Here is a 25,866-nt window from a genome sequence, read left to right as displayed (position 1 = left end):
TGGAGTTGTCGCAGGTTTTTTTGGTTGACGCGTCAAGAGAGACAGGAAATTGACAGCAAAACCAAAAACTTTATACGACCCTCAAGCACAGACGGAACGCGAAATGATACGGAAGTTGGCGGTTATCCTCAGTGCCATTGTCTTGGCGTATTCGATCCCTGCAAAGGCTGATCGACTAGTTTGTTCTCAATCAGAACATCTGCGCTACATGAAAATGGTCGGCGAGGTTGGCGAGATGGGGATCGACCGCGACCCTGTGGGTGAAGATGTTGCGGCTTTCGAGAGGTTAACAGCCGCATATGAAACCCTCAACCCGAAGGGACCGAAGACCTCGCTTTTTGTGGCGTATGTTCCCACCGGTCAGATCTATAGTCAGACATGTGCGGAAGAGCGCTGCACGATGGAAGAAATGGCAACGCCGGAGCAAGCCTGTTTGATCGATCACATGAACCAATGCAGCTATGTTGCACTTCGATTCCGGGGCGAAGAGTTCTGCCTGCTCCGTTCGCCGCAAAATTAGTTGTTTGATCCTGCTATCGGATGGATTTCTCACTGCATGGTCGCAGAACTCTGTGCGGTTGCGGCTAACTTGTCTCGGAAATCCTGAAGTTTGCCTCGGGACGCGCTAACTTTGAATTCTCACGGGAACTTCTGTCGCGATAGTTGGATGTGAAAGTCCGACTTGCACGGCAGATTTTTGCGGCACTACATGCCGCTTCTGCCCTCCCTGCCTGCAAGCCGACTGACCGTTTTCCCCCTCAACCCGGTCGCTTTAGTTCGTAATAGCTAAACTGGCTGGTTGCGTTTCGATCAGAGACTCTCCTTTCCGATGACAGGAAACTTGCAGAGAATGGCATCGCATGAACGGATAAGTCCGGGCAGGTAGGACTGGTCTCCCTCCACGATGAAACGATGATATTGATTGATGTGATCAGCAGTAATTTCAATCACCGCTTCAACATGTCCTAACTTCTGCATTGTCAGAACGACATTAATTTCCGGTTCCAAGCCCTTGAGTGTGGCTTCGCCTGCCAAAGAAGTCGCCATTACATCTAGTTGATCGCGGAATTTCCTGATGTCCATAGTCATCAGGATTGGCCCTGCACATTCGACATGTGCGCCGTTAGCCTCCATGCGCGCGCGAACCATCAGCCAATTCCCATCCCAGAAGCCCAACACATCCGGGACCTGGCGTCCTTCTATCCAAAGCGAAAAGCCGCTAAAGTGCAAATTGGGTTCATCTGTCATAGCCGCGATAATGCCATGGCATCCGTCCTTTTTCTACTCGCCAACGAAAAGACCAACGCTCCCCTTGCCATACTTTCCCTGTACCTGAAAATCCTCAAGAAGGCTTTCATCGGTTATTGCTTCGAGAGCATAGGTAATGGCCTGCGTTTTGGCCGCACATTGATGAATGCCATCTCCGCGTTGGTGGGTGTTTCAGAAACTCAACGGCTTTTCTTTTGTCAACAAGGGGAGGGGGCACTGTTGTGAGCACTGTTCCGGTCTGGTCTTCCTATTCGTGTTTCTACCGATTGGGCTGTCTCTGCTCCGTTTTGACGGCCTGTTCATGCATGGCCAGTCGCGCGGCCTCGATTGCCGCCGTAAAGGATTTGGCCCTAAAGCATCGGATTTTCAGTACCTCGGTAGCAAATCTGACGGTTATGGCGTCTGTAATCAGTCTGCGTTGAACTGAAGTCCCGACGATGTCCTCCAAATGTATTTCAACACTCAACTCGTCAGGACGAGCATGCAATGCCCGGTTCATGTCGTTTGGGCGGAAACTCAAAGTGGCGGCTGTCAGTTCGCACTTGCCCCCTACCCACAATCCACCTTGCCTACGACGACGCTCATCAATCTGACCAGAGATTGTATCCGGCAAAAGATCGGTTTCCGACAAGCTTGCATTATCAAGGAAAGCGTTGACGAGACGGCTATCGATAACGTTTGGCGTGGCATCCTCCCGATAAAAGTCTGTTACAACAGGCATCCAGATACTAGCGCATGGGAGAAGCTTTAGACAAATGAACCAGATTGCCTGACTTCAACGCAGCCTTGAAAAACTGTGCTGACTGGCATTGTCGTATAACCCAGAAAGTCGTGTCAGCCGGTTACGTCCTGTTGAATTGCCCAACCAATCGACCGCATGCGTGCTGAGGTCGGTCGCCAGAACCAGAAGAGGGCGACGCTGAAAGCGGTCGTTTCAACCGTGAACGGTTTCTCCGCGTTCTAGCATACCAACGAAATCCCTGATCTTTAGGGCTCTGGTCTCAGCTTTCTTCACCGCGCCAATGCGATACAAGATCGAAAATCGGTTAGCGCCAGTGAGCGTAGCGAAGAAAGCTGCAGCCTTCGGGTTCGCATCAAGCGCAGTCTGCAAGTCCGTTGGGACCTCAGCTTTGCTAGCTGGAGCATACGCCGCCTCCCATCTGCCATCTGCCATCGCTTTATCAATTTCCAATTGCCCAGACGATTGCATGCGCCCCGCTGAGATCAGTTCCAGCGCGCGTTTCCGATTTTCATCCGACCACTTGCTACGCGGTCGGCGGGGGGTAAAGCGGACTAACCAGCTGTCAGCGTCGTATTTGTCAAGTTGACCGTCGATCCAACCATAGCAAAGGGCGCTGTCGATCGCCTGAGCTTTGGTGACGCTTGCGATGCTCGAACCCTTCTTACGAAATCTAATCCATGCACCGTTGGAATCGCTGGGTTGCTTCGCCAACCAGCTCTCCAGTGCAATTTGATCAACAAATGAAACTATCGGAAGGCCAGAACGCAATTCAGTCATTCTCTACCCTTAGCCCGGCCAGTGGATTCGATAAAGATCCACTTATGCTAACCCGGGTCTGATAGCTGTCAATCTGCAAACCACTAATAACAGATGTGCGCGGCTTTGCTCTGTCGTGGTCGGCACAGGCCTCAAAGCAAACGCGACGCCCGTCCGCTGCGCCGTTTGGCGTTGTTGTAATAGTCGGATGCCTGCTGCACGGAGCGATGGCGCGATTGTTCCATGGCTTCGGGGAGCGGAATGCCGCGATTGGCCGCTTCCGTGAGATAGCCGGAGCGCAGGCCGTGGGCTGAGAATTCCTTGGCATCAAGGCCGGCCATTTGCGCGCGCTGCTTGACGATTCGGTTGACGGCGCTCGGTTCCAGCGCTCGCGCGGACACATTGCCCCAACGATCGACTTTTCGAAAGACGCTGCCCTTGTCGATTTTTGCCGCTTCCAGCCAGCGATTGAGGGCTTTGACGGGACGGCCGGTCAGATAGACGATTTCATCGTGATCGGTGCCACTGGTTTTGGTGCGACCAAGATGGATGCCGAGCGAGGGGAGGGGAGAGCCGTTCTCATCGGTGACCGGTGCCTGTTTGACCAGCTGTTCTACACGTAAGCCGGCGACTTCGCTGCGCCTTCGCCCGCCCGAGGCAAAGGCCACCATTAGGATGGCCCGATCCCGCACAGCGGTGAGATCCCCGCCGGAACAGGTTGCCAGCAGCTTGCCCAGAATATCGCCGGTAATCGCATTGGCACTCTTGCGGTTGCGCGGCCGGTTCAGGGCGCGCACCGCAAGCCGGATGGCCGATTTGACGGAAGGCGATGAAAACGACCCTTCCAGACCGCGCCAGCGGGTCAGCGTCGACCAATTGGCGAGACGACGGTGGACCGTTGCCGGTGCATGCGGTCCGGATACACGCAAAAAGCCTTGTTGGCGCAATTCGGTTTCGACATCGGCAGGCATACCGTGATCAGGTTCGATCTCGCGTTGCTGTGGCCGCCATAAATGATGCGCAATGAATTTCAGGATCAGGGCTTCCTGCGCCGGGAAGGGGAGGGGATTGCCGGTTGCGGCCAGCGACCAGGCTTCAAGATAGGCCAGATCCGAGGTCAGTGCGCGCAGCGTGTTTTCGCCCATGCCTTCATTGACCAGATGGCGCAGTGTCTCGACATCCTGATCCGTCAGAACCTCGGCCAGCCTGTCACGGCGGTTCATCGGCAGAACGGCGGCGATTGTATCGAGCTGTTCCGCCCGGCTCTGGACATTGGAAGGCAGGCGGTCTGGTCTGGTCATTGCTCGATGCTTCTCGATTTAAAAACTTGCGGAAAATACGGACAATCCGTATATTACGGAAAACGGAGGTTGATCATGACATCCACAGTAACAGCTGCAGCCATCTCCAAGAATTTTGGCGCTTACCAGGACGCTGCCGTGCGCGATCCAGTTATTATTACCAAGAACGGTCGCCCGCGCACTGTTCTGCTCGCTTACGAGGATTATCTGCGTTTGATGCGACGCGAGCGTCGCGTCGAATTGACCGCTACGCTGACAGAAGGGGATCTTGCGGCTGTTGAAGCCGCCTCGATGGAAGCCGGCCTTGAGCATCTCGATCGTGAACTGAACGAAAAATAGCATGATTCCGGGTGAGCCCAAGGTCGGTTGGATTTTCAGATACTCGTATTTGTGGCACTGGCAGTTCGAGCAGGGACGGGAGGAGGGCGACAAAGATCGTCCTGTTCTCGTATTGGCTATCACGACGACACTGGAAGACGGATCGCCGGTTGTCAGGGTTTTGCCCGTCACCCACACGCCACCGCAACGGGATGACGAGGCGATTGAAATTCCCGCTGCCACCAAACGCCGCCTCGGACTGGACGATGCGCGTTCCTGGATCGTGCTCAGCGAAAGCAATCGCTTTGTCTGGCCGGGACCGGATTTGCGACCTGTGGATGACGATAGCGGTTATTACGGTCCGCTACCACCGGCGCTGTTTGCCGAGATCCGAACCCGCTTTGTGATGCTTGCCCGCAACGCCCGCCACCGGCAAACACATCGCTCTGAATAGGTTCTTGCGCGTCTTTTTCTCCTGTTGAACCGCTGCTTTGCCCGACTATCACCGATTTGCGGCTTCAAATCAATAAGCTTCGATAAGCTGTACTTATCAGATGTTAAAAGCCCAACCCAAGAGCATCATCAGTGCCGGACATTAAATATTCTCTGGTGTCCGTTTGGGAATTTGTTTACCATGTTTTCAATGCGTTACGATCTCGATCATTTGCCTCAGAAGATCTTGCTGCAGCCGCTGGCGCACGCCAGTGCAGCGCTGGCTCGTCTCGACGAGCGCCTCGCTCATTCGCCGGTCGGCACGGGCCTGATCGAACGGTTGCATTTTGCCGATGCCTGCGCCTCGTTGTGGCTCGATGGCGAACTGGTCGAGATGGAAGACCTCGTCCTGCATGAGGCAGCACGCGATATCCGCTCACCAAGCCACCAGCTCACCATTGCCCGCGAAGTGCTGCAGACAAGGCGGCGGATTGCAGCGCAGGCGCCAGACTGGGCGCTGAGCCCGAACGGTTTCCGCAGTCTCCGGGTTGGCGGGCAGGTGTGGCCTGCTCCATCGCCTGGTGGGGGCATCGTCGCGGAGAGCGAAAGCGCCGTGGTGCCGGATGCGACGGTCGATGGGCAGCGTCGGAACGGGGAGGGGAGAAAACGTCGTCTGGATGACGGGCTCGACCTGCCCGGCGTTGATCTCGACGCCATCGACGCGGTGCTGGCACGCTCCGAAACGGTTTTGGCCAGGGCGAAGGAGCCAGAGGGGTTGCCGAGGAGGGAGGCGGACCCGCTGATCCGCGACCCCGACTGGGATGAAGAGGAACGGCTCGACGAATGGCGGACGGTGTTACGTTCGATCAGCGATTTTCCGCCGGTTTTGCAGGCCATCCTGGCGCTCGATGCCTGGAACGAGCTCGCGGTTTTGCAGCGGGCACCGTGGCTGGGCCGTTTGCTGGCCGCCTCCTTACTGCGGCGCCACGGGCTGACCACTCAGGCGCATCTTTTGGCCTTCAATGCCGGCCTGAAAACCATCCGCGTTGAACGGCGGCGCCATCGCAATTTCGAAACCCGGATACTCGCCAATCTCGAGGGGCTGATGGCCGGTGTCGAGCTCGGTTTCAGGGAGCATGACCGACTGCTGCTGGCGCGGCAGATGCTGGAACGGCGCCTTGTGGGACGACGCGCCACGTCCAATCTGCCGGGGCTCATTGAACTGGTGCTGGCCAGACCCCTGGTTTCGGCTGGCATGATCGCCGCCGAACTCGACATCACACCCCGTGCCGCTCCCCGCCTCGTCGAAGAACTGAACCTGCGCGAAATGACGGGTAGGGGGCGATTTCGAGCGTGGGGTATCCTTTGACTTGTGGTGGTCAGAGACGGCAATACCCGCCGCAACGTCGGCCGTAGCGTGACGCAAAGACGTTTATCAAAAGCCACATTCCATTGCGAAATGCACTCTGAGTTTTGCGTTATCGTTGGTATGGATGTTGGCTAAGAAATTATCGAGTGGACTCAGTGAAACGTAGGTTGTCCGCAACGGCCGCTTGCAACCGTTATTGTAAAATAAAGGGCGGGATACTAGTGTTGCGTTGAGCTGGTTTGGGGGAACGCCTTTCTTATGGATTATACGAAGCGCATAGGTGATGGCAAAGCCTGGCTGACTGATGCTCAATCTTATTGCCTCTCGGGATTGAGAGCTGCTTATGGAGCCGATCGGCTTGCTCTGCTCAGATCGCTAATCAGGCTAAGTGATGGTCGTCTGGATCTAGATCGGATCGGGATCGTATTGACGGCTGAGGACACCCGAGAACTCTCACGGTTCGGCATCGAATGTTCCCGCACCGTCGTGCGCCTTGCGGAGGAAGCGGTTCTTAACCGTGATATCAACCATTTCAGAGCACTCGCTGAACTTGATTCGAGGACGCGGAGGGTAGACGATAATTGCCCTCCCGATGCTGTCCTCTTGAGACATACGACCCATAAATCGTATCGCTTGCAAGCGCAGAAGTCATCGATCAGCGCGCTCCTAACGATGCCTGATGGCGCCGGTCTCATGGTTTGCATGCCTACCGGCGCCGGGAAAAGCCTTCTTTTTCAGATCGAAGCGCTAGAGCAACGTCGCCGAGAACCCGGTTCATGCGTTCTGGTCATCACGCCCACGGTATCGCTCGCTCTCGATCACCAAAGAACCCTTTCGGTCATGCCGGGTTTGGAAAACTCTCGTGCTTTAACAGGCACATCGACACAGGCAGAAAGAGACGACCGGTTAGACACGTTGAACGCGTTCCGCCGTGGTGACGTCCCGATCCTGTTCATGTCGCCTGAACTGGCGCTAGGCATAGGTCGTGAGCATCTTCTAGACGCGGCCGCATCGCCAGACGACAAATTGGCGCCACTAGAGGGCCGATTGACCACTGTCGTAATCGACGAAGCGCACATCATCGAAAGTTGGGGGCGGACGTTCCGCCCCGACTTTCAGCGCCTTCCTTCACTCATTGATGAACTGAAAACACGACAGCCAAAACTGAAGACCTTAGTCCTCTCTGCGACGCTGCCGCCAGCTGCTCGTCGGGTGTTGCGATCCGCCTACCGCAGGGCCGGAGACTGGATGGAGATTGACGCGCGTAAGCCAAGGCGTGAGTTCGATATTGACATCAACGCATTTCCCACCGCCCAGGCGCGCGACGCACGGCTAGACTACCTCATTGATCGGGTGCCAAGGCCACTCATCGTCTACACGACGGTTGCATCCGAAATGGACGAAACCGTTGCTTTTACTGAGAATTTGACCTCGGCCAAGGCGATTTTTGAGCGCCAAAAACGGCGAGGCTATCGTCGGATTGCCCTGTTTACCGGGGATACGGGCAGCGAAGAACGGAAAAAGATTGTCCAGGACTGGGCGCGAGGCGACATTGATTTTGTCGTAGCTACATCTGCTTTTGGTATGGGCGTCGATAAAGCAAACGTACGCACCGTCATCCATGCCTGCCTACCAGAAAGCCCGTCGCGTTACTATCAGGAGATCGGTCGCGCAGCCCGCGACGGTCATCAAGGTCTAGCTATCGTACTCTTTACCGACACCGATGGAAAAGCTCTCGATGACGTTAAATCTGCATTCTCGCAAGCCACAGGCTCGTGGCTGACACGTAAAAAGGCAGAACCGAGATGGAAGAGCCTCTTTCGTAGTCGCTCGGACGTTATTTGGAATTCCGCGAGAGTGCGGTTTTCGGTTGACCTAAATGCCCTTCCTGAAGGGAGCCGTAGTAAGCGCAGTTCGGATTATAATCGAAGCTGGAATATGAGTTTGCTCAACCTTCTCCAGCGAGCGAACGCCATTCAGATCGTTGCTTGCGATCTCAGCGCCTCGAAAGAACGATCGCAAATTGAGGTCGCTGATCTTCGCCTCCTGGAAGATAACACGTCGACTGCGTGGGACGATGTTTTTGACGTTCGCGACCAGGAACAGTCTGAAGCGTTGCAAAACGTTCGCAGCTTCAGCGGGATTATGCGCCGTCCCGAAAACACCTGCATCCTCCAAAGTGTTTTTGCACTCTTACAGGAACCCGATGCCGACCTCATCGAAGAATGCGGTCGATGCCCACATTGCAGAGCGCGCGGTATTATGCCACCAGATTCACCACATGAACATTCCCTCGAGGGCAGATGGCGCACGACATCCGCGCCAACGCCTGGCATTCCGATCGGAATTACCATCGTTGCGCCAGATGACCCCTATATTGCCGCCAACCTTGACGATCTTGTCTTAAAACTGGCTAGAGGCGGAGTTGAGCAGTTTATCACATCCTGCGATCTCGCATCGACCGTCGCAACGGCAATTAAAGATACGACGGTTGAACACGGTTTTGTCCTACCGCATGAAACCGTTGTCGGTTGCCATGCGGTTCATCCCGCCGCGGTTCCCACTGCGCTGATCGTTCGGCGCCACGATGAGCGTGCCGAAATGCTTTTCAAGCAGGCCAAAAAGTGGGTTGATGATAAGTTGATAGAACAACTGATTCTGGTTGCCGACCCGAGTATGCAAATGCAAGGCAGGCGACTGGATCAGGTAATGTCGAAGCGTGCGCCCTACAATCAGTCCCATCTTGATCGTTTACCAGGTCTATTCTCATGAGCATCTTGTCCAGTACGCAAGGCACCCCGGAACGGGTCTGGTCCCTTGTCAGTCTCGTGGCGGCGAATGATGGACGCATCGAGCGCGTCGACGCTGCCAACTGGCTCAATCCCACCTTTCTCGAAAACGGCAACCTCGTCGACGACAAGGAGAGCTTTGCGCAGGTTCAGGGTGCCGCAACAGCGCTTGGCGCCTTGACATTGGACAACAAGGCGCTCGCGCTGAACGAGGCCTGCGACACCACCGATTATCTTTCATTTGCCGACTGGACGCATCAGCATCTGCGGTCTCTTGGAAGCGATCAGAAGGATGCGGTGATCCTCGAAGCCTTTGCCTGGGTGCTTGCGCGTTGTCGGCAGGAAGGAGATTCCGTCTGGTTCAGGGCGATGTCGGCGTCCGAACAGGCCGACGCGATCAACGAGGCGCTTCCGGACGGAAGCGATGATGACGGCGACCGGAGGATGAACACGTCGAAGCTCGCTAGTTGGCGCCGCTGGCTGATCTTCATGGGCCTGATGGAAGAGTTGCCGATGGCAGGTGCGTCGCGATTTCACCTCTCCGCGACCAAAAGAATTAAGAGGCAGATCGACAGGAAAGATTTCCCGCGCAACGTTGAGATGACTGCAGAGGATTTTCTTTTCCGCATTCGAAGCGAAGCGCCATATTTCGACGGTGGCAAGATGTTCCTTGAAAGCGCTCGAAGTAATAACATTGCGCTCGACGATAGGCGCCTGTCACCGGTCTTGAGTTCGGCATTGCGCGACCTCCACGACGCAGGCGAACTCGAACTCAAAATTCTCGGTGACCGGCCAGGCTATCACACCTTGACAGGCGATATCGCGCATAAGGTCCTGGCCTTCCATGCCGTGACCATCCGCGGGGACGTCAAGATATGAATATTCCGATGAAGGCGTGTTGGCGAGCAGACAAAGTGGCGGCTGTTGTCGCGAACGAGGCTTTGGAACATCACGAGGCGGTTTTCCTCGCCACCCATAGTCCTATCAAGGGTTTCGATATTCGGGGCAGCCATCAGGGCGACATTCGGTCCGCTGACGAAAGCGCTGTGCTGGACGCGTTGTCGGCGCCATCACGAAAGCATGCCTTTTGCGTCGTCCAAGGTGAGCCTGGATCCGGCAAATCGCACCTCATCCGATGGCTAGCACTCAAATGGCCGACAGGTCGCGACGTCACCCTGCTAATCCAACGTGCCGATGGAAGTCTTGAAGGTGCTCTCGAGCAGTTGAAAACACGCTTGCCGACGGAGTTCAGACCGCTTTTCGACCGCCTAGGACGGCGTCAAAGGGCGACAGACCAGGGGAGGGCGAAGAATTTCCTCAGCAATCTCGCAAATGCGCTCGACCCGAAATATTACGGTTCGCCATTGGAGGATGTCGACTGGTGTGCCGCAAATCTGCCCGGCGAACTGATTGACAACCTCACGGTCAAGAATGAATGGACCGGACCCGCCCGCATCCTCAGGCTCCTTGATGGCAAAGGAGAAACTGAAGGCTCCGAGCGCAACTCGCAGTCCGCCGTCTTCAATCTCTTTGACATCAGCACACTGGCAGATGCTGCCCGCAGCGTGCGCGGTTCCGGTGTGAGACCAGGTGCTGAGCGTCTGGCGGCGAAGATCCGCGAGGAAGCCGATACGATCGACGCCTACCGTCAGGAAGACTGGGATGATCCGGAGGAACTGCTACGGGAGATCGGACCTCGGGTGCCTTATAGCGCAAAGCTGCTGGAGGCCTTGAACAGGCGGCGAAACGATGCCGTTCAGCATCTACTGGGTGTTTCCGCGGAAGGTCTGAAAGATCTGTTTCGCGAGGTCAGGACGGTGCTTGCGCAGCGCGGTCAGCGCCTGGTTCTGCTCCTGGAAGACATCACCAGCTGGGAAGGTATCGACAACAGCCTTATCGACGTCCTCGTCACCAATGCCGATACACGATCGATCGACGGGCAATCTGATCTTTGCCCGCTTATCTCCGTGGTCGGCATTACTCCTGCCTACTACGCGGACCTGCCGGCCAACTATCGTGGCCGTATCACCCACGAACTCAATCTGGGTCTCGCCAAGCGGGAAGGCGAATTGCAGGATGTAGCCGCTCTGCGAGAGGAAGAGGCGCGGCTTGAATTTGTGGCTCGTTACCTGTCTGCGACCCGTGCTGGCACCGATGTGCTGGGACAATGGCGAGAATCAACGCGCGAGCAGTCTTCGCCCGACGCGCCAAATCCATGTCTGAACTGTCCGATCAAGACTGGTTGCCACGCGACATTCGGTGCGTTCGATGATGTCGGACTTTATCCGTTTACAAGAAAAGCGCTCGGCAATCTGTTTGACGCCCTCAACGAGCGTGACAATGGGCTCACCTGGAAAACACCTCGAGGGATCTTGCAGGCCATTGTCAGCCCTGTCCTTGAACAGGCCGACGCCATTGAGGCTGGGGAATTCCCGACACAACGTCTGGATAACCGGGCACTTTTGCCCGATAGCCGCAATCTGTCGGGCATTCTCGAACAGATAATCGATGCAAGGCTGCCCGAAGGAAGTGATCACGGTCAGATTTCTCGATTGATCTCCTACTGGGGCGATCGCAATCGCTCCACCACGGTCAGGCTCGAGGACGGAACAATCGCGTTCGCGGGGGTTGCAAAGCCTATATATGAGGCCTTCGGGATATCTTGGATCGGGGACGTCGAGACCGAGGTCAAGGCATCTCCTGTCATAACGCCGGTTGTCGAATTCACTCCGGCTGAACCAACTGAGACGGTTGTTGTCGAAGAAAACAACGGTCCACGGCGCAATGCTGCGCTCAATCAAACCTCAGTTTCGATTTCGAGGACCGCTGCCCCTCCTTCTAAGCGGCCCCCACTAACGAAGTCCGAGCTACAAAAGTCACGTGACCAGCTTCGCCATTGGAAAGCGACGGGTGAACTCCTGAGCCCGATGGAATGGAACAAGCTGGTTCATAGGCTTGTCCAATCGATCGATGCGCGAAGCGTTTCACTCGACAGAGATACATTCAAAAGATTGTTCACCGACTCCCAGGTCAAGCTCGAAGGTACCGCGCCGATCCGCCGGGGCTATTTCTGGGTCAGCAAGGATGAATGGGTCCTTTCCGGTCTTGAAGCCTATCAGGCAATGAGGCTCGACAAGGGCTTGAGTAACGGCGAAGTCGAAGTGCATCGGCGTGCACTCGCGGCGCTGCTTCGAAGGCTCGAGCCCCAGATAGAGCAGTATGCCGACCAACGGCTCGGTCTCGTGGACGGGAAGCGTCTGGAACCTTCGGTCATCTATGCGCAAATCCTTCTTGCGCGTGCTTGGCTCCGAGGCACCGCAAGTCCAGATATGCCGCTTCCGGAGCAACTGAAGATCATCCTTTCTGACGAGGATGGTGCCGAAAGCGATCCTTCAACGCGCTCGTTGCAGTGGCGTGAATTCCTCAACAAGACGAACCAGCAACACAGGCTGCTGCGCGTCGCGTTACGCGAGATGCTCTCAATCCCGCAGGGCGAGTCTAAATCCTTCGGTCTGGCCGATGTCTCAAAGCTCGCCGGACCGCTCGAATTGTTTCGGGTCACTTTGAGATTTGCGCCTCTTCCGGAAGACGTGGATTCCGGGATCACCCTCCTGGAAACAGCCAAGGACATTGTGTCGAGCGTCAAAGGGTCGCTCCAGAATATTCTGCGCTATGAACGTGAGCGTCTGGTCAGCCAGGTCGATGGTCTGATGGAGATACGCAGAGGTTCGGCTCTCCGCGACCATATCGAACGCGTCGACAAGGCAATCGATGCCGTGTCGACCTCCGTGCCTGGCGCAAGCCCTGACCTGGTGCGGCAATGGAAGACAATGTTTGGCCGCGTCAAACCGCTGATGGATTCCGACGCGGTCTACGCGGTGCAGAGGTTCCTGCTGGAGGTCAGTGATCTTAAGGAAGAGGGCAAGGTGATTTCTCTTAAAATAGCCGCTGGAGCGCCTTCCCGCGATCTCGCCCAGTTCAAGGATCTGGCGTCACTTGGAGAAACTGTCGTCGCCGAACTGCTGGAGCATGTCAGAGACAAATTGAAAGCCCGGGCCGGCGCATCCTCACTTGCAGACATTCACACCATGGGAACCGCGCTCGTCACCCTTGGCAGTGATCAAAAGGTGACAACGTCATGAGCGACGCCCTTGAGGATCTGGAACTGCTGTTGCCGTCAATCCCCGCCGCAGTCGAGCGACAGCGGGTCGGCGCACAGCTTGATCGTTTGAATGCCAAACTTGCCGATTTTTCCAGTGCCACAGGACGATATACAGCCGTGCGTTCGGTTGCCCTCCTCATTGGTTTCGATGACGAAAACATCGCTGACCTGAGAGAGGCGGCCCTCGATGCCGGGCGCTGCCTGCAAGCGGCGAACGACGAAACCACGCTTGAGGTCGCCGGGCGAAGTTACGACGAACTGAAAACCGCAATTTCAGCGGCGGAAAAAGCAGTTCGCTATAACTGGCGCACGGTGGTTACGAATGAGTACAAGCCGATCGGCGTCGTCGGATCCCTGCTGCAGAGATTTGGCGATGCGCTCGATATCGGCGAACGGATGGTTGCACTCGCCGAACGCGCGGAGCGTTCAACTGTGCTGTCGATCCTGGATTTGTCGAGCGAGATTGCCTCTCTTATTCGTGTGCGCGCCGATCTCGACGCTGAAAAAACCGGCATGACGAAAAACGCCGAGGTGGACGATTTCCTCACGAAGCTTGCCTCGGGTCGGGCGACCTTGAGTTCTGTCACGCCATCAGTCTATTCCTGGCTGAAAGAGCATGACGCACTCGTTCAATTGGCGGTGTCGCCCCGATAGCGCTTGCCACCAAAACTAGCTTCCCATGCAAACGAAGCGGCTGAGCAGCGATCGGCTCGTTGCCGATTGAACCAGTGAATCGCCCATCAGATCGCTCGATTGATGAACGCATGCCCTGCACCCATCGACGCACATTTTCATGCCCAATCGCATGACCTGATCGGAAAGGCGGCTCGATGGGCTAAGGCTTCCATCCGTCACAGCATTTTCAACCCGTTCATAGGCGCTGAGCAGGCGCCCTGTCACGCTCGCTCGATCGTCCACGGCGCCCTGGACGACGGCACTTGCCAATTCCCACATAGTGGGGAAGCGGCCGAATGCATGCCGCAGTTTAATCTCCCGATCACGGACCGCCATGGCAACGTCGTAGACAGCGAAAATCTCGGAACCGACAGTCTCCTGATCGAACAGCATGCGCTGAATATTCGCCGGCACTGTACCGTCGTCGACGCCGAGGCCCGCTGCTATTGTTGAAAGAATTTGCTCGTCGGCGCGATCGACATCGCGCCAGATGGTGTGGTCGGCCCGGCGTTCGAAAAACTTGTCCATGATCACGTCCTCGGTGGCGTTTGGGCATTCATGGATAAAACCCATCCGCCAAAGGTTTTCGAACTCCCCGACATTCTCAATGAACGAACGCGTCGTGCCATCCCCATGAGAAGCCAGTTCGCAGATGGTGATTTCCGCCTTTTCCGCGCTTGCAAACTGCACCGGCAGTCGTGCGTGGAACATCAATTGGTCAGGGTCGCCGCCACTTGCTCTCGCGAACGCTTCTTTCAATCGCATCGCCAAGCTTTGGATCACGCAACTCTTCAGATATCGCTTGGACAATGTCTGGTCACTTGCGGCACTGAACGCCCGTGCGAAGAGGGGCTGGAATTTGGCTTCACCCATAGCTGCGGCAACCTCTGCGACACGATCTTCGGTCAGCAGTGGATGCTCGCTCAACAACTCTGCGCGAATTTCTTCGAAAACGTTCGACAGATCCCGTGGTGACCAGAACTTTAGCAGTGCGGACAGTTCCCTACGCAACTTATCCGAGACGACGGCGCTGAAGATCAGTTCGGCCGCACGGTTGGCCTGATAGGCGTTTACGCCAATGGAAAGTGCCTGGCTTTCGATCATATACCGTGCCATCTGCGATCCGTGCCAACGGCATAGGGCCGGATTGGTCTGGAAGTCGTTCAAGGTTTGATCGATGGTCTGATCAAGCGTGTCGTTGTTGAGCTTGAATGTCACGCCTTCGGGATGGATATGGAAGCCGTGCAAGACAGGTTCCGTCTTCCCCGGTACCGTAAAAAGCTGTGTGATCGACAGAGGAGCAGTTTTGGGATCGTTTACCCTTACCTCGGCGTCGGCGCCCCAGAAGACCTTTGCGACGGCAATGCCGGTTGCTGCCTTTTTGACGCTGCTTCCAAGATAGGCGTCTGTCCGCTCGATCCATGGCCAAAGAGCAGTGCTGCCAAACTGCATTCCTTTCGAAGGATCTGACTTTAGGATCGGGAATCCTCGCAAAGACCCCCGCGCGCCATGTTCGACCCGCATCGCAAGGGGTGCGGCGTCCGGCGCGGGTGCGACTGTACCACCCTGCGAAATCCACTCCGAGCGCCACGAAGCCCCGCGCATCTTGCCAAGACGGCGCAACGTAATCTGTTTTGGCCGCATGTATATTGGCTGAAGACCAGGCAATCCCGAAGACACGTCATCGGGAAGGTACTGCCCAGCGTCGGGCAATGCCGTTATCGCATCGGGCTGATAATCGCCGGCATCAAACCAGGGATGAGTCCCTTCAACTGGTGGCCGCCAGAAAACATCCATGCCATCATAGCGGCGGGTCCCGTTTCCAGGCGCGAGCGATTGCAAAGCCAGAGCAATGTCGTGCCGGTCACCAACTTGGTTTCCGTCGGCGAACAGCCTTAACTGTGGTCCATCGCCAGTTTCAAAGAGAACGCTTGGGATCCAGTCGCACTTTTCACGAAAGTCTTTTGCAAACCGGATGCTGCCAAAATCCCCCATATTTTCAAGGACGAGATCCCAGAACTGGCGCGCACTGGTCGCATCAAACTCCCGCCAGACGTCGGGTCCGAATGCCCTTGCCACCAACATTTCCGCCTGCAGCAACGCTTCGTTGGTGGGACAATGGTAAGAAACGCTCTTCCCGCTTTGGCGCTCATAAACCGCAAAAGCGTCCAACATCGTCGCGACGACCTGTCCTCGCCTCACGAAATAATTCGAAGGGTTCAGCGGCGTATGCAGAGCTTTCGGCTCGAGCATTGTTCTGGGGCGCCGATACCACCAAGAGTCTCGGCTCGAATAGATCGACAGGGTCACGCCGGTGATCGGACGATCGTCGGACCCTCGCCCGCCGCGCCCCTTTCGCTGTATGAAACTCGCGAGGTTAGAGGGCGCATAGTGCTGATAGACCATGGTGATATCGGGGTCGTCATAGCCAACTTCGAGGGAAGATGTGGCGAAAAGGATGTCGGCGTTCTTGATTGTCTCTTCAACCGCGCCCTTAGCCCCTGCATGGATCGGCTGGCGGGCGACAACAAGGGGGCCATCCGTGCGCCGTCGTCCTCGCGCGGTCCATTGAGCCGGGTCGGTCGCGGCGAAGTGCCAACACTCGCCGTTGCGAAATGTGTCACATCCGTATGGCTCTCCGCAACAACTTGTCCGCTCTGATCCTGACGTAGGATCATCATCGTAAAGCGATGTCCGCAATGCGGGCAGGCGATTGTCCTCCGCATCCATGAAGGCGCTGTGGAGGCGACGCAACTTGTCGATCGAATCGAGGAAGACCAGGCTTCTAAATCCGCCATGCCTGCCGGTACGCCTGCGCATACCATGTGACAGGCACATAATCGTCTGTATCGACGTTGAAGCTCCGGCGACGTCGTGTCCTCGTGATTCCACCTCTGGCTGGACGAAGTAGAAATATTCGCGACCCCTGGGATTGATCTCCTTTTCATTTTCGAACGGCGTGATCAGTTCGGTCCGTTCCCGTCCGATCAGATCACTCCATACCTTTGCCGGATCGCCGAGCGTCGCGCTCATTCCAATCATCAGCATAGGCGGTGAGCTGGGCCACTGCTCAGACCGCGCTGCCAGGCGACGGAAGGTATAGCCAACTTGGGCTCCGTGAATGTGCGAATAGAGATGGATTTCGTCAGCGATTAAGGCCCGTGGAGGCGCAAAGTCTGCGTCGTCGCCAAAAATGCGTCCTGCTCTTGGATCCTGCATCCACTGGTGTAGGGAATCCGTAGTTGGCAAGAAGAAGGCGGGTGGATTTGCCCGCAACTGCGCCTTCGAGCCCGCCCAGCCATCGAAATGGAAATCGCATTCCACGCATGCCAGCCTATCGCGACCCTGGTGCCCGCGCCCAACATGGAGATGCAAATCTTTCCCACATGCAGGGCATTTGAAAAATGGAAAGAGAAGGTGTCCGGCACCAAGCTCTTTCCACCCGGCATCCACGTCCCACTCTTTGAGTTGCGCGAAATCTTCAGGGACGCCGCCCAATTGCAGGCCAGCACTCAAGGTCGGCATGCCCTCCTGTTGAGAGAAAAGCGCAAGATAGCGCACCAGGCGCTGCGCCTGATTGGTGGCCAATCGGATACGAGGGTAGGCGAGAATCGCACGCGTACCGTGAATTCCCCTCAGCGCATCACCGCCCGCAACCGCAATAAGCGGAAGCACAGCGGCCTCAGTTTTGCCCGATCCCGTGTCTGCGGCGATAACGAAACTGTCGAACCCGGACTGGTTCTCCCATGCCGCTGCAACTGCCTCAAAGCTGCGGCGTTGAAATCCGGCAAGTTTTGCCTTGCTGCCCCACAATCCCGTCAACGCTTGTTCGAGTGCCCTAAGCGAAGCGGCGTAGTGTGATGGCGCACGCGAAGCCAGTGGAGGAAAGACTTCGATGATCGCTTCGGTTTGCCTTGGCTTGTTTCGATCACGTAACTCGACCTTCAGGCTGCGGACGAGATAAGGACGCCGCGTTGCGTCGCCCTTTACGAAACGTTGTTTGACGTAACGGATTTCACGCGCCAGTTCCGCCATGCGGCTGCGGATTCGTCCATCTGCCGCAACCATGATCCAACCGTTCGCCAGAAGCCTGGACACAGATTCGGCCACTTTCACACGCGGCTTGTCCATGTGCTCTGCGAGCATAGCTGTCGAGGACCAGGCCTCAACGACCCCAAAGTTAATGCGGCCAGCCTCCAGGTTTTCCAGTGCGTTCAAGACCTCGAAGTCTGTATCCGACAGATCCGGTGGCTCAGCGATGGGTCCGTCGTCGTCAGCGTCCTCAATTTGTGACCATTCCACAGTCAATCCGTGGCTGACCGTGCCATAGATCACGAGACCTTCTTCTGCGAGACGGTCAACAGCGAGCTTCAATCGATCGCGTCCCGTCTCGTCGATCCATGCAAAGCGCTGACGGACAATCTCATAGAGAGGCGCCAGCGATCCCTTGCGGCAATCTCGGATGACGCCCGGCAGTGATTGCAGAACGGTCGCATAATCAATTGGTAATTTCGGTGAGCGTGGATCAAGCGGACCCGCAGTCCAAAATGGACCACGCGGGCCGCGCCTTTCGCGCAGATCGACATAGCCTAAACCGTGGAGTTGCGCCAATCCGGACAAGACACTTTCGCGAGTGGCAAGTGCCGTCTTCAGATCCGCCTCCGTTGCGGACGAAAACTTCGAGCGCATGGAAACGCGGTTGACCGCTTCCAGCAACCGTGAAAGTTCCTTCGAGAGGACCGGTTCCGCCTCGGTGTCAGCAATGGTTTCGTCGAGTGCTGCAAGTGGAGTTTCGGCTATGAAGCCCCGGCGTCTGACCTCAATAGTCGCTGCTTGTCCGCCCTCTTCGCCAAAGCGAAGTCGGGCAACCGGTGTTGTATCGAAGACAAACTCGCGGAGAATTTCTGCCTTGTCCACTTGCTCTTGGTTGTTGGGGACGGCCTGGAGGAGGTTTTTGCTGACAAGGACGATGAGTTTCGTCTTTGCCCGGGTAATGGCAACGTTCAGGCGCTCCGAAGAAAAGATAAAATCGGCTTCCGCGGCTGCAAATTCACTGTCGGCGACAGTGTAGGAGAACAGCACAACGTCTCGCTCCTTTCCTTGGATCCTATCGACAGTCTCAACGAAGGCCCCGGAACGCAGATCCGATCTAAGGAGGTTGCGGATGGTCGAGTTCTGCGCTCGATGCGGACTGCAGATGGCGACGTTCGAGGCCCAGAATGCGCTCGAAACGTCCTTTCCGTCCTTGGCGCCCTCGATCCGGTCGACGAGTTTGGCAGCCAAGCCGGCGACGAGTTTTGCTTCAAAAGGATTGGATGTTGCCGCCGAAACTCCCTCGTAGAGCAGCACCGCTACGGGATAATCCGGATCGAGAAAAGCTTCTTCCCAAGGCTCCAACCCCTCCCTCCAGTTGGAAACCAGAGCCAGACGACTGTCTGGCTTGGACGATCGGTATACGCCTGGATAAAACTTCTTCTCGGGGAACGATGCGAGCGGTTGATTGAGGCGGAACGTTTCGTCCAGCGCATATTCAGGCAGACCGGCGGACTTCAGCAGCGAATAGAGGGAACCGCCAAGCTGGCGCTCTCCCATCGCAATCTCTCTGCCGGCGCGGATCGGCGGCAATTGTCTGTCATCGCCGGCAACGATAAGCCGCCCACTTTCGCGAAGCCCTGCCATTGCCATCAGGCCATGGGAGACGACCATCTGAGAGGCTTCATCGACGCAAACAAGATCAAACAGATCGGCCGTATATCGATCGCCGATCTTGCTCTCTCCAAGAATACGGTAAAGCGACCAAACAGAACCGCCCGCAACCACCGCTTCCTGGTCGAGGTCATCCAGAGCGGCTTCCGATCCTTTTTTGCCCAGGATTGCACGATGTTGAATGAGAGGATCAAGCCCGTTGGAGGGCGCGGTACCAAAAAAATGCGTCTCGAATAGACCGGCGCAATGGCGAGCACTGTGACGCGCCACGCTGTCGATCACGTTACCGATAGCGTTGCGGGTAAATGCCGTGACAAACACGCGTGCCCGCATCTCCCGGCGTCGTCGCGCTTGAATGTAGCCCAGGATCAGCCAGGCAAGAAGATGCGTCTTGCCCGTTCCCGGTGGACCCAAAATAAGGCCCGCTCGCTGTTTTGCCAGTCCTAGCCAAGCTGAAACCTGTGCGGAGGTCAGCGGGTGGTCTCCGTGACGCGCAAGGCCTGGGATCGCAAAATCGTTCAACGCCTCGCGCCAGACATCGGGATCATCCGAGAGATCACCAAACGCCGACGGGTCACGCAAAAACTCGAGTATCTGATTGCGGATCGTCATGCCGACGCTTCCTGTCCGAGATAGCTGATAAAGGAGGCGGCGCGCTGGCTGTTCACGTCAAAGAATGCTTTGTCGATAAACCACCCATCATCCGCAGTCGTGTCGAGGAGTGCCTGAAAGGTCCGACTGTCGAGAGCCTGCTTACGGATCTCGACGCAGATCTGATGGCTCGGCAAAGGAGGGTCAAGGTCAACGATGCGGCACGAGATATCTTGCCACATGGCGGGGTTCAGACGCAGGTCGGGTGCGTCATTGTGGAGGATGAGGTCCATGTCGCCTGCCGAAAGTTCCGCGTCGCGACTTTCACTTGGGATATGAAATATGAAGCGGCGACTTCCCCATTGGCCGCCCTTGAAATCCCGGTCGCGACGAAGTCTCGAAAGGCTGCGACCAGCATCGCGCCGGCGCTGGAACGGCTTTGCCAGATGAACCAGCGCTTCCAACAAACCGGCACGGTTTTCCAGCAGTTCGCATGCCAGCAAGACGTCCAGGTCGATCGCATTCAATGGGTCAAAACTTGCCTGGAAGCGGAACGGTCGCTTCGCCAAACGCAACAACGGCGCGCCGTCCCTCGTGGCTCTGCGATCTTCTTCGACAAGCCAGGAAATCAGGCCCTGCGTGGCCATCAGGCGCGCGGCCACATCTTTGACAATGGCGTCTCGCGAGGGCGCATTTCGCGCGTTCTCCCGAAGGCCCCGGATCACCTCGATAGACAGGAGGGACGAAAACGGTCGCTCAAAATCCGGGCCCGGTGCATAGGCATTCCCCTCCGTTCCCAAGATGGCTTCACTAACCTGTCTCAGGTCGTAAGAGACGGCGACCGGCAGGGCATACAGTTGCTCAATGACGCTTCGAAGGGCAGTCGCCGGTAGATGATGGACACCGCGAAACTCCGGTTCTGGAACAACGTCTTCCGGAGGAAACAACCGGACCAGATGCAAAAGACCATTTCTGATCGCGTCGCTGTCAAGGTGACGGCCGATCGCCGCCTGCAGATTGATCGCCTCGGCAGGTTCGTAAAGGAAGATATGAGCGTAAAGCGATTCTGCCTGACTACGACCGTCCTCAACAGCAAGGTTGTGGTCATCGATCTGGGTAAGATCAGCAATAAGCTCACCAAGTACGGCAATCAATGCTTCGCGCTCATGGGCCAGACTGCCGGTTTTCGGAATGACAATCGAGGGCGATCGTACGGGTTTGCCATTTTCGATACGCGTGTAACCCAAGGCGGCTATTCGCTCATCGACCGGGTCGTGATCGACGCTGATAATCAGCGCGCAGTCAATTTTTGCCGGCATAAGATATGTGTGCTCGTCTTCCGTTCGCAGCACCTTATTGCCTGCCAGGGACTTGGCGCGTGTCACCAAGAGTGGCGCGCGCTTGCTGAGCGACCAACTCAGGCCCTGGGTCCTGCTTAAGCCTTCCGCTGTCGCCAATTGGCCAACTTTGAAAATGCGATGCCTGTTGAGAGTACGCTTTGCCTCGTGTGTCAGGCCGGCGACAGCCGATACATCGCGCGTTGCCGGATCTTTTTCAGGGGAAATCGACCGGCGACAGTGCTCCAGATAACTGCATTGTTCGCACTTGAAGTAGAGGTGGAAGAACGTCTCATCGATGCCGTTGCCAAGCTTTTTCTTGGCAATGTGGGGAAGGAGATTGGCGCAGAAATCGTCAACAAGCCGAAGATAGGGGGCAAGCGGAAAGCGTTCGGTCTCATAGTCACTGGATTCCGCCGTCGAATGCTCGGCGATACGCCAGATCTCGCCTTGGTCGCTCACCGTAAGCCTCGGGATCTTCATCTCCCGGATGATTTCCTCCAGGACTCGAACATAAAATGCGACCTGGGTCTTGTGAAAAGCCGTTGCCCGACGTGTGGCCTTGATATCGATAATCGTCAACTCGCTCGATCCCGGGTGCGCGATGGACGGGTCGATGCGGAGCAAATCGGAAATGTTGCGGTTCAGAAAGAGGCCAGTGTCTCGCAAAAAGGTTGGTGTGTTTTTGGGGAAGAGATTGACCTGGGCCGCATAGCGTTCAGGACGCAGACCCCTCAGGAAAGCTGCACTAAGGGTTTCCGACAAAATTTTCTCGTCGTGTCGCGGCCTCAAGGCCGCTGGGCCAAGCGCTTCTACGACTCCGTCCTCGAATTTCTTGCCGAGGATGGCCCATGACTGTTCGCGGATATCCTTGACAATCGGGACGCTGGCCAGTTCCTCGTCGCTGGACAGTTCATATCGGACTTTTCGCTCACACCGGTACTGGAACCACGACTTCACAGTAGTGGCGCTAAAGCCCTTTGCCATCCCTCAACCCATGCTTGTGATTCGCCTACGTTAGACGATGGCAATCCTTTTCCTTCCCTGCAAGCTCCCGATTATCGGGGAAGTCATATTCGACTCGTTCGTGTATCAGGGTTTCTCGGAGGGATCTGTGTGTTTGCGCTTCTTTCCAGCTTGACCTACTACCGTGGGCAAGCCGGTGTTGGAAGGTAGACATCTTCGTTCGCAGCCTCTTGGGCTCACAGCGCGGGCAGGCGGCCATGAAAATGGTGAATTTGTCTCAACTTAATTTGTCGCGCCACAGCCGAGTGGAGCAATAAAATGCGCAAGGCTAAATCAGGCACTGATACCGTGAAATATAGCAGCTTGAAAAACACATCGGCTCAACCGTTCGTATATAGTGAGATACACGCAACGTCCGTTAGCACCGGTCATTAACGTCTAAGTTCCACTCTGGACCGGAGAGTAATTCGTCTTCTGGATCGCCTTTTTGAGTGTAATGGGCTCCCTCTGCACGCAGTATTAGCGATACAGCGGCGTCAAATTTTGGCGCACGAAGCGTATGAACGCCTTCGGACTGGGCTTCCCATTTGGGCTGGAAAGCTCCAGGGATATAAATAGTCCTTATACCTGCTTCATTGGCAGGCTGGATATCACGCGTAAATTGGTCTCCGATCATATAAATCGTTTGGTTGCCCTTCGCCAAGCTCCTGACGCGTTCGAACATCCGGGCTGTTTTGGGAGCTTCGAAAACCCGGTCGATATACTTGCTCAGGCCATTATGCTCTATTGTGCGTAGAACCCGCTTTCGGCTTCCTTCTGTCAGGACAACTGTTGTTGCGCCTATCGAAACCAAATCGCGAAGACCGTCAAGCACGCCTGGCAGAAGGTCTGGTTGCTCGGCAATCATCTTTAAGAAGGTCCGCTCGATTTGTGATACGACATCCACTAATAACCCAGATTGCGATCCGTCATTCCAAGCGCGCCGTATGGCTTCTGACCGGGACAGCCCTCGAAGCGCAAGAGCAATTGCATTGACCAGAAGGCGCGGCGGATAGCGAAGCCCGAGATGATGTCGCTCTGCTATTGCCTGATCGAAACCCCGGACGTATTCCAAACGGTTTTCATCAGGGCTCGACCTCCCAGTAGCACCTTCTACAGCTGAGAAAAGGGCGAGTTGCGCTCGCGCAAACACGCCGTCGGTGTCCCAAAGAGTATTGTCCGCGTCGACTAGGACGATGGGGCCACCGAGGTTGCTATTAGGACCAGAGGCCGCAGAGATACCCGCTTTGTGTCGTATAGACATTTGCTCCGTCCGTGATCTAGAACAATGATACCAATGTCTCTATCAGTTTCACTGAATTAGGCTCCTTTTTCATAGGCGGCACCATAGCAAATAGAAGAGTAATAGCTATAATCCAGTATAAGAGGACCTTGATCGCAGAGGATTGTAGTCGCTGAGCTGGTTCCAGAAACCTAACTTTGTCGGCGACTTTCGCACCTATCAGATACGTTTCGACAATATAATTCTGGAGATACTTGAGCTTGAGGGTTGAGGAAATTTTTGAAGGATCATTTGTATCCAAAAAGCCCTTAGCCCATACGCTAGGCTGAGTACGCGAAATCGGAATCCAAAAAAGAAAAGATTCAATTCTTTGTACGTCTAAGGCCGGTTTCGGATAACGAAAGCGGGATCTAATCGCATGAAAGGTGACGAGTGCGCCCATGATCGCCAACAAAGCAAAATAAGCAAAGAGCACATAACTGGCAATGATAAGACCACTAGTTGTAATTTCCTGCCAATCAGACGACCCCACCATAGACAGGGGATAATTGTCAGCTAAACGATTGAAGGCCAGTCCTGAAAAAGCCGATATGAATGTGAGGATTGTCAACAGACGAGTGGCTTTGCCGTCTTGATACGCTGTTTGGGCCGTTACTTCCTCAAGAGATTCCCGCGCTAACTTCAACGCATCGTCTAGTCCGCTGTCCTCTGGTTTTAAGTGCTGAATCTCGGAAAGGATCGTCTGGATTGCTTCCTTATCCTTCAGGCTTCTTAACCTCTGTTTTTCAGAACGCCTGTCATCGACCCGTGGAAAATAGTTAATCGGTCGATCCAAAAAAGCCTCGAAAACAGCTCTAAAGCAGCCCAGCTTTTTGTCAGTTACATCGCTCATGCTGGCATAAGTCCCAATCGTCGGTCACGGTTGCGGATCCAGAACAGTACCGGAAGCGTCGCAATTACCATGAACAGCTTACCTACAACCTGTCCAGCCAAGAATTCAAGTGAACCAAAAGCGAGCCAGAGAAACATGATGCTGTCCGCTAACAATCCGACCAAACTGCTGACGAAAGCAGCTCGCACAAGCCCTTTCTTCTGTAGCGGCGTAAAAACCATTAGATCTGCTATTTCGGAAGTCAAAAACGCGCCGGCGGAAGCGATAGCGAGCGATGCCGCGGTGAAGGTCGTCGACAGAAAAGCACCAAGAATTATAGCACCAACGGCCCATATCAAGCCTAACCGTCGTTGTATGAGATCGCGCAAAACGAGAGCCAATCCCACCAGCAAAACGCCGCTTGGAGCAGTTAATCCGGGTCCAACCGGGATAACACATGGCCCATTAGGTACACACTCAGTACCAAAATGACCAATCATATAATTTGCTAGCGGAATGCAGCCTGCAAAGAAAACCAGGAATATTCCACCTTCGATCCAACGCCTATGATCCGTATTCATTCTGATTTCCATATCAGATTTCTTGGGCGACAAACTTTTGATAGCCTTTTGCCCTCAAGTCGCAGGCGGGACATTGTCCGCAGCCGTAGCCCCAGTCATGAAGTTCTCCACGCTCGCCAAGATAGCAGGTGTGGCTTTCCCGCACGATCAGATCGACGAGGTTCCGGCCGCCTAGGTCCTTCGCCAACTGCCAGGTCTGCGCCTTGTCGATCCACATCAACGGTGTATCGAGGACGAACCGCTTCTCCATGCCGATATTGAGCGCCACTTGCAGCGCCTTGATCGTATCGTCCCGGCAGTCCGGATAACCAGAATAATCTGTCTCGCACATGCCACCGACGATATGTTTCAGACCTCGACGATAGGCCAACGCTGCAGCGAAGGTCAGGAATATCAAATTTCGGCCGGGAACGAACGTGTTAGGGAGGCCCGATTCCGCCATCTCGATCTGCATACCGCTCGTCAGCGCGGTATCGGAGATTTCGCCCAGTGCGGCGAGTGAAATCGTATGATCATCGCCAAGCCGATCCGCCCAGATCGGGTTGATGTTGCGCATCTGAACTCGCAGCGTATCCCTGCATTCGAGTTCAATTCGGTGGCGTTGACCGTAATCGAATCCAACCGTTTCAACGCGCTCGAACCGATCGAGCGCCCAGGCAAGGCAAGTGGTCGAGTCTTGACCGCCTGAAAACAGCACCAATGCAGTGGACGACATGGCG

19 protein-coding genes are annotated in these 25,866 nt (G+C 55.7%); 9 read left to right on the top strand and 10 right to left on the bottom strand.

Annotated elements, in window-relative coordinates; translation table 11 throughout:
• Positions 1-49: 49 nt before the first annotated feature.
• Positions 50-520: a hypothetical protein gene (locus JNC70_RS18505; protein ID WP_146206502.1), complete on the top strand. Its 471-nt coding sequence runs from the start codon at positions 50-52 to the stop codon at positions 518-520.
• Positions 521-810: 290 nt separating this feature from the next.
• Here JNC70_RS18505 and JNC70_RS18500 read toward each other — a convergent pair whose 3' ends face one another.
• Positions 811-1,248 (bottom strand): WapI family immunity protein, encoded by a 438-nt coding sequence (locus JNC70_RS18500; protein ID WP_374788849.1) that lies wholly within the window; start codon positions 1,246-1,248, stop codon positions 811-813.
• A 15-nt stretch (positions 1,249-1,263) separates the two neighbouring features.
• Between JNC70_RS18500 and JNC70_RS18495 the strand changes: the two genes are divergently transcribed.
• Positions 1,264-1,494 (top strand): hypothetical protein, encoded by a 231-nt coding sequence (locus tag JNC70_RS18495; protein WP_374788848.1) that lies wholly within the window; start codon positions 1,264-1,266, stop codon positions 1,492-1,494.
• Between the two features lie 34 nt (positions 1,495-1,528).
• Here JNC70_RS18495 and JNC70_RS18490 read toward each other — a convergent pair whose 3' ends face one another.
• From JNC70_RS18490 to JNC70_RS18480, 3 genes are all read right to left on the bottom strand, one after another.
• Complete coding sequence (locus tag JNC70_RS18490) at positions 1,529-1,990, bottom strand: hypothetical protein (RefSeq protein ID WP_374788847.1); 462 nt, start codon at positions 1,988-1,990, stop codon at positions 1,529-1,531.
• Between the two features lie 213 nt (positions 1,991-2,203).
• Complete coding sequence (locus tag JNC70_RS18485) at positions 2,204-2,788, bottom strand: YdeI/OmpD-associated family protein (RefSeq protein WP_374788846.1); 585 nt, start codon at positions 2,786-2,788, stop codon at positions 2,204-2,206.
• A gap of 131 nt (positions 2,789-2,919) precedes the next feature.
• Positions 2,920-4,068: a site-specific integrase gene (locus JNC70_RS18480; RefSeq protein WP_374788845.1), complete on the bottom strand. Its 1,149-nt coding sequence runs from the start codon at positions 4,066-4,068 to the stop codon at positions 2,920-2,922.
• 75 nt (positions 4,069-4,143) lie between these two features.
• Between JNC70_RS18480 and JNC70_RS18475 the strand changes: the two genes are divergently transcribed.
• From JNC70_RS18475 to JNC70_RS18445, 7 genes are all read left to right on the top strand, one after another.
• Entirely contained in the window at positions 4,144-4,407 is a 264-nt protein-coding gene (locus tag JNC70_RS18475) for a type II toxin-antitoxin system Phd/YefM family antitoxin (RefSeq protein ID WP_342062516.1), read from the top strand.
• Between the two features lies 1 nt (position 4,408).
• Positions 4,409-4,840 (top strand): plasmid maintenance toxin (PemK-like), encoded by a 432-nt coding sequence (locus tag JNC70_RS18470; RefSeq protein ID WP_374788844.1) that lies wholly within the window; start codon positions 4,409-4,411, stop codon positions 4,838-4,840.
• A gap of 180 nt (positions 4,841-5,020) precedes the next feature.
• Positions 5,021-6,187 (top strand): RHE_PE00001 family protein, encoded by a 1,167-nt coding sequence (locus tag JNC70_RS18465; protein WP_374788843.1) that lies wholly within the window; start codon positions 5,021-5,023, stop codon positions 6,185-6,187.
• Between the two features lie 258 nt (positions 6,188-6,445).
• Positions 6,446-8,959, top strand: a complete 2,514-nt coding sequence (locus JNC70_RS18460) for a DEAD/DEAH box helicase (protein WP_374788842.1) — start codon at positions 6,446-6,448, stop codon at positions 8,957-8,959.
• Positions 8,956-9,855 carry a hypothetical protein gene (locus JNC70_RS18455; RefSeq protein WP_374788841.1) on the top strand — a complete coding sequence of 300 codons (900 nt, stop codon included), beginning with the start codon at positions 8,956-8,958 and terminating at the stop codon, positions 9,853-9,855. The genes JNC70_RS18460 and JNC70_RS18455 overlap by 4 nt, the downstream gene beginning before the upstream one ends.
• On the top strand, positions 9,852-13,118 hold the full coding sequence (locus JNC70_RS18450; RefSeq protein WP_374788840.1) for a hypothetical protein: 3,267 nt from the start codon (positions 9,852-9,854) through the stop codon (positions 13,116-13,118). Before JNC70_RS18455 ends, JNC70_RS18450 begins: the two co-directional genes overlap by 4 nt.
• A complete protein-coding gene (locus JNC70_RS18445; RefSeq protein WP_374788839.1) occupies positions 13,115-13,792 on the top strand; it encodes a hypothetical protein in 678 nt (225 codons plus the stop codon). The genes JNC70_RS18450 and JNC70_RS18445 overlap by 4 nt, the downstream gene beginning before the upstream one ends.
• Before the next feature lie 15 nt (positions 13,793-13,807).
• On the opposite strand, the gene JNC70_RS18440 is transcribed toward JNC70_RS18445, so the two are convergent.
• From JNC70_RS18440 to queC, 6 genes are all read right to left on the bottom strand, one after another.
• A complete protein-coding gene (locus JNC70_RS18440; RefSeq protein ID WP_374788838.1) occupies positions 13,808-20,131 on the bottom strand; it encodes an AAA domain-containing protein in 6,324 nt (2,107 codons plus the stop codon).
• On the bottom strand, positions 20,128-22,434 hold the full coding sequence (locus tag JNC70_RS18435) for a hypothetical protein (RefSeq protein WP_374788837.1): 2,307 nt from the start codon (positions 22,432-22,434) through the stop codon (positions 20,128-20,130). The genes JNC70_RS18440 and JNC70_RS18435 overlap by 4 nt, the downstream gene beginning before the upstream one ends.
• A 397-nt stretch (positions 22,435-22,831) precedes the next feature.
• Entirely contained in the window at positions 22,832-23,716 is an 885-nt protein-coding gene (locus JNC70_RS18430; RefSeq protein ID WP_374788836.1) for an HAD family hydrolase, read from the bottom strand.
• 16 nt (positions 23,717-23,732) lie between these two features.
• On the bottom strand, positions 23,733-24,587 hold the full coding sequence (locus JNC70_RS18425; RefSeq protein WP_374788835.1) for a hypothetical protein: 855 nt from the start codon (positions 24,585-24,587) through the stop codon (positions 23,733-23,735).
• Positions 24,584-25,147, bottom strand: a complete 564-nt coding sequence (locus tag JNC70_RS18420; RefSeq protein WP_374788834.1) for a VUT family protein — start codon at positions 25,145-25,147, stop codon at positions 24,584-24,586. The genes JNC70_RS18425 and JNC70_RS18420 overlap by 4 nt, the downstream gene beginning before the upstream one ends.
• Positions 25,148-25,160: 13 nt before the next feature.
• The gene (gene queC / locus JNC70_RS18415) at positions 25,161-25,862 is read right to left on the bottom strand and encodes a 7-cyano-7-deazaguanine synthase QueC (RefSeq protein WP_374788833.1); all 702 of its coding nucleotides are present in this window, start codon (positions 25,860-25,862) and stop codon (positions 25,161-25,163) included.
• Positions 25,863-25,866: the final 4 nt, after the last annotated feature.

The organism is Brucella oryzae (genome assembly GCF_041929965.1).
Lineage (GTDB): Bacteria > Pseudomonadota > Alphaproteobacteria > Rhizobiales > Rhizobiaceae > Brucella > Brucella oryzae.
Note: the sequence above shows the minus strand (reverse complement) of the source record. Positions and strands in the feature narration are given on the sequence as shown.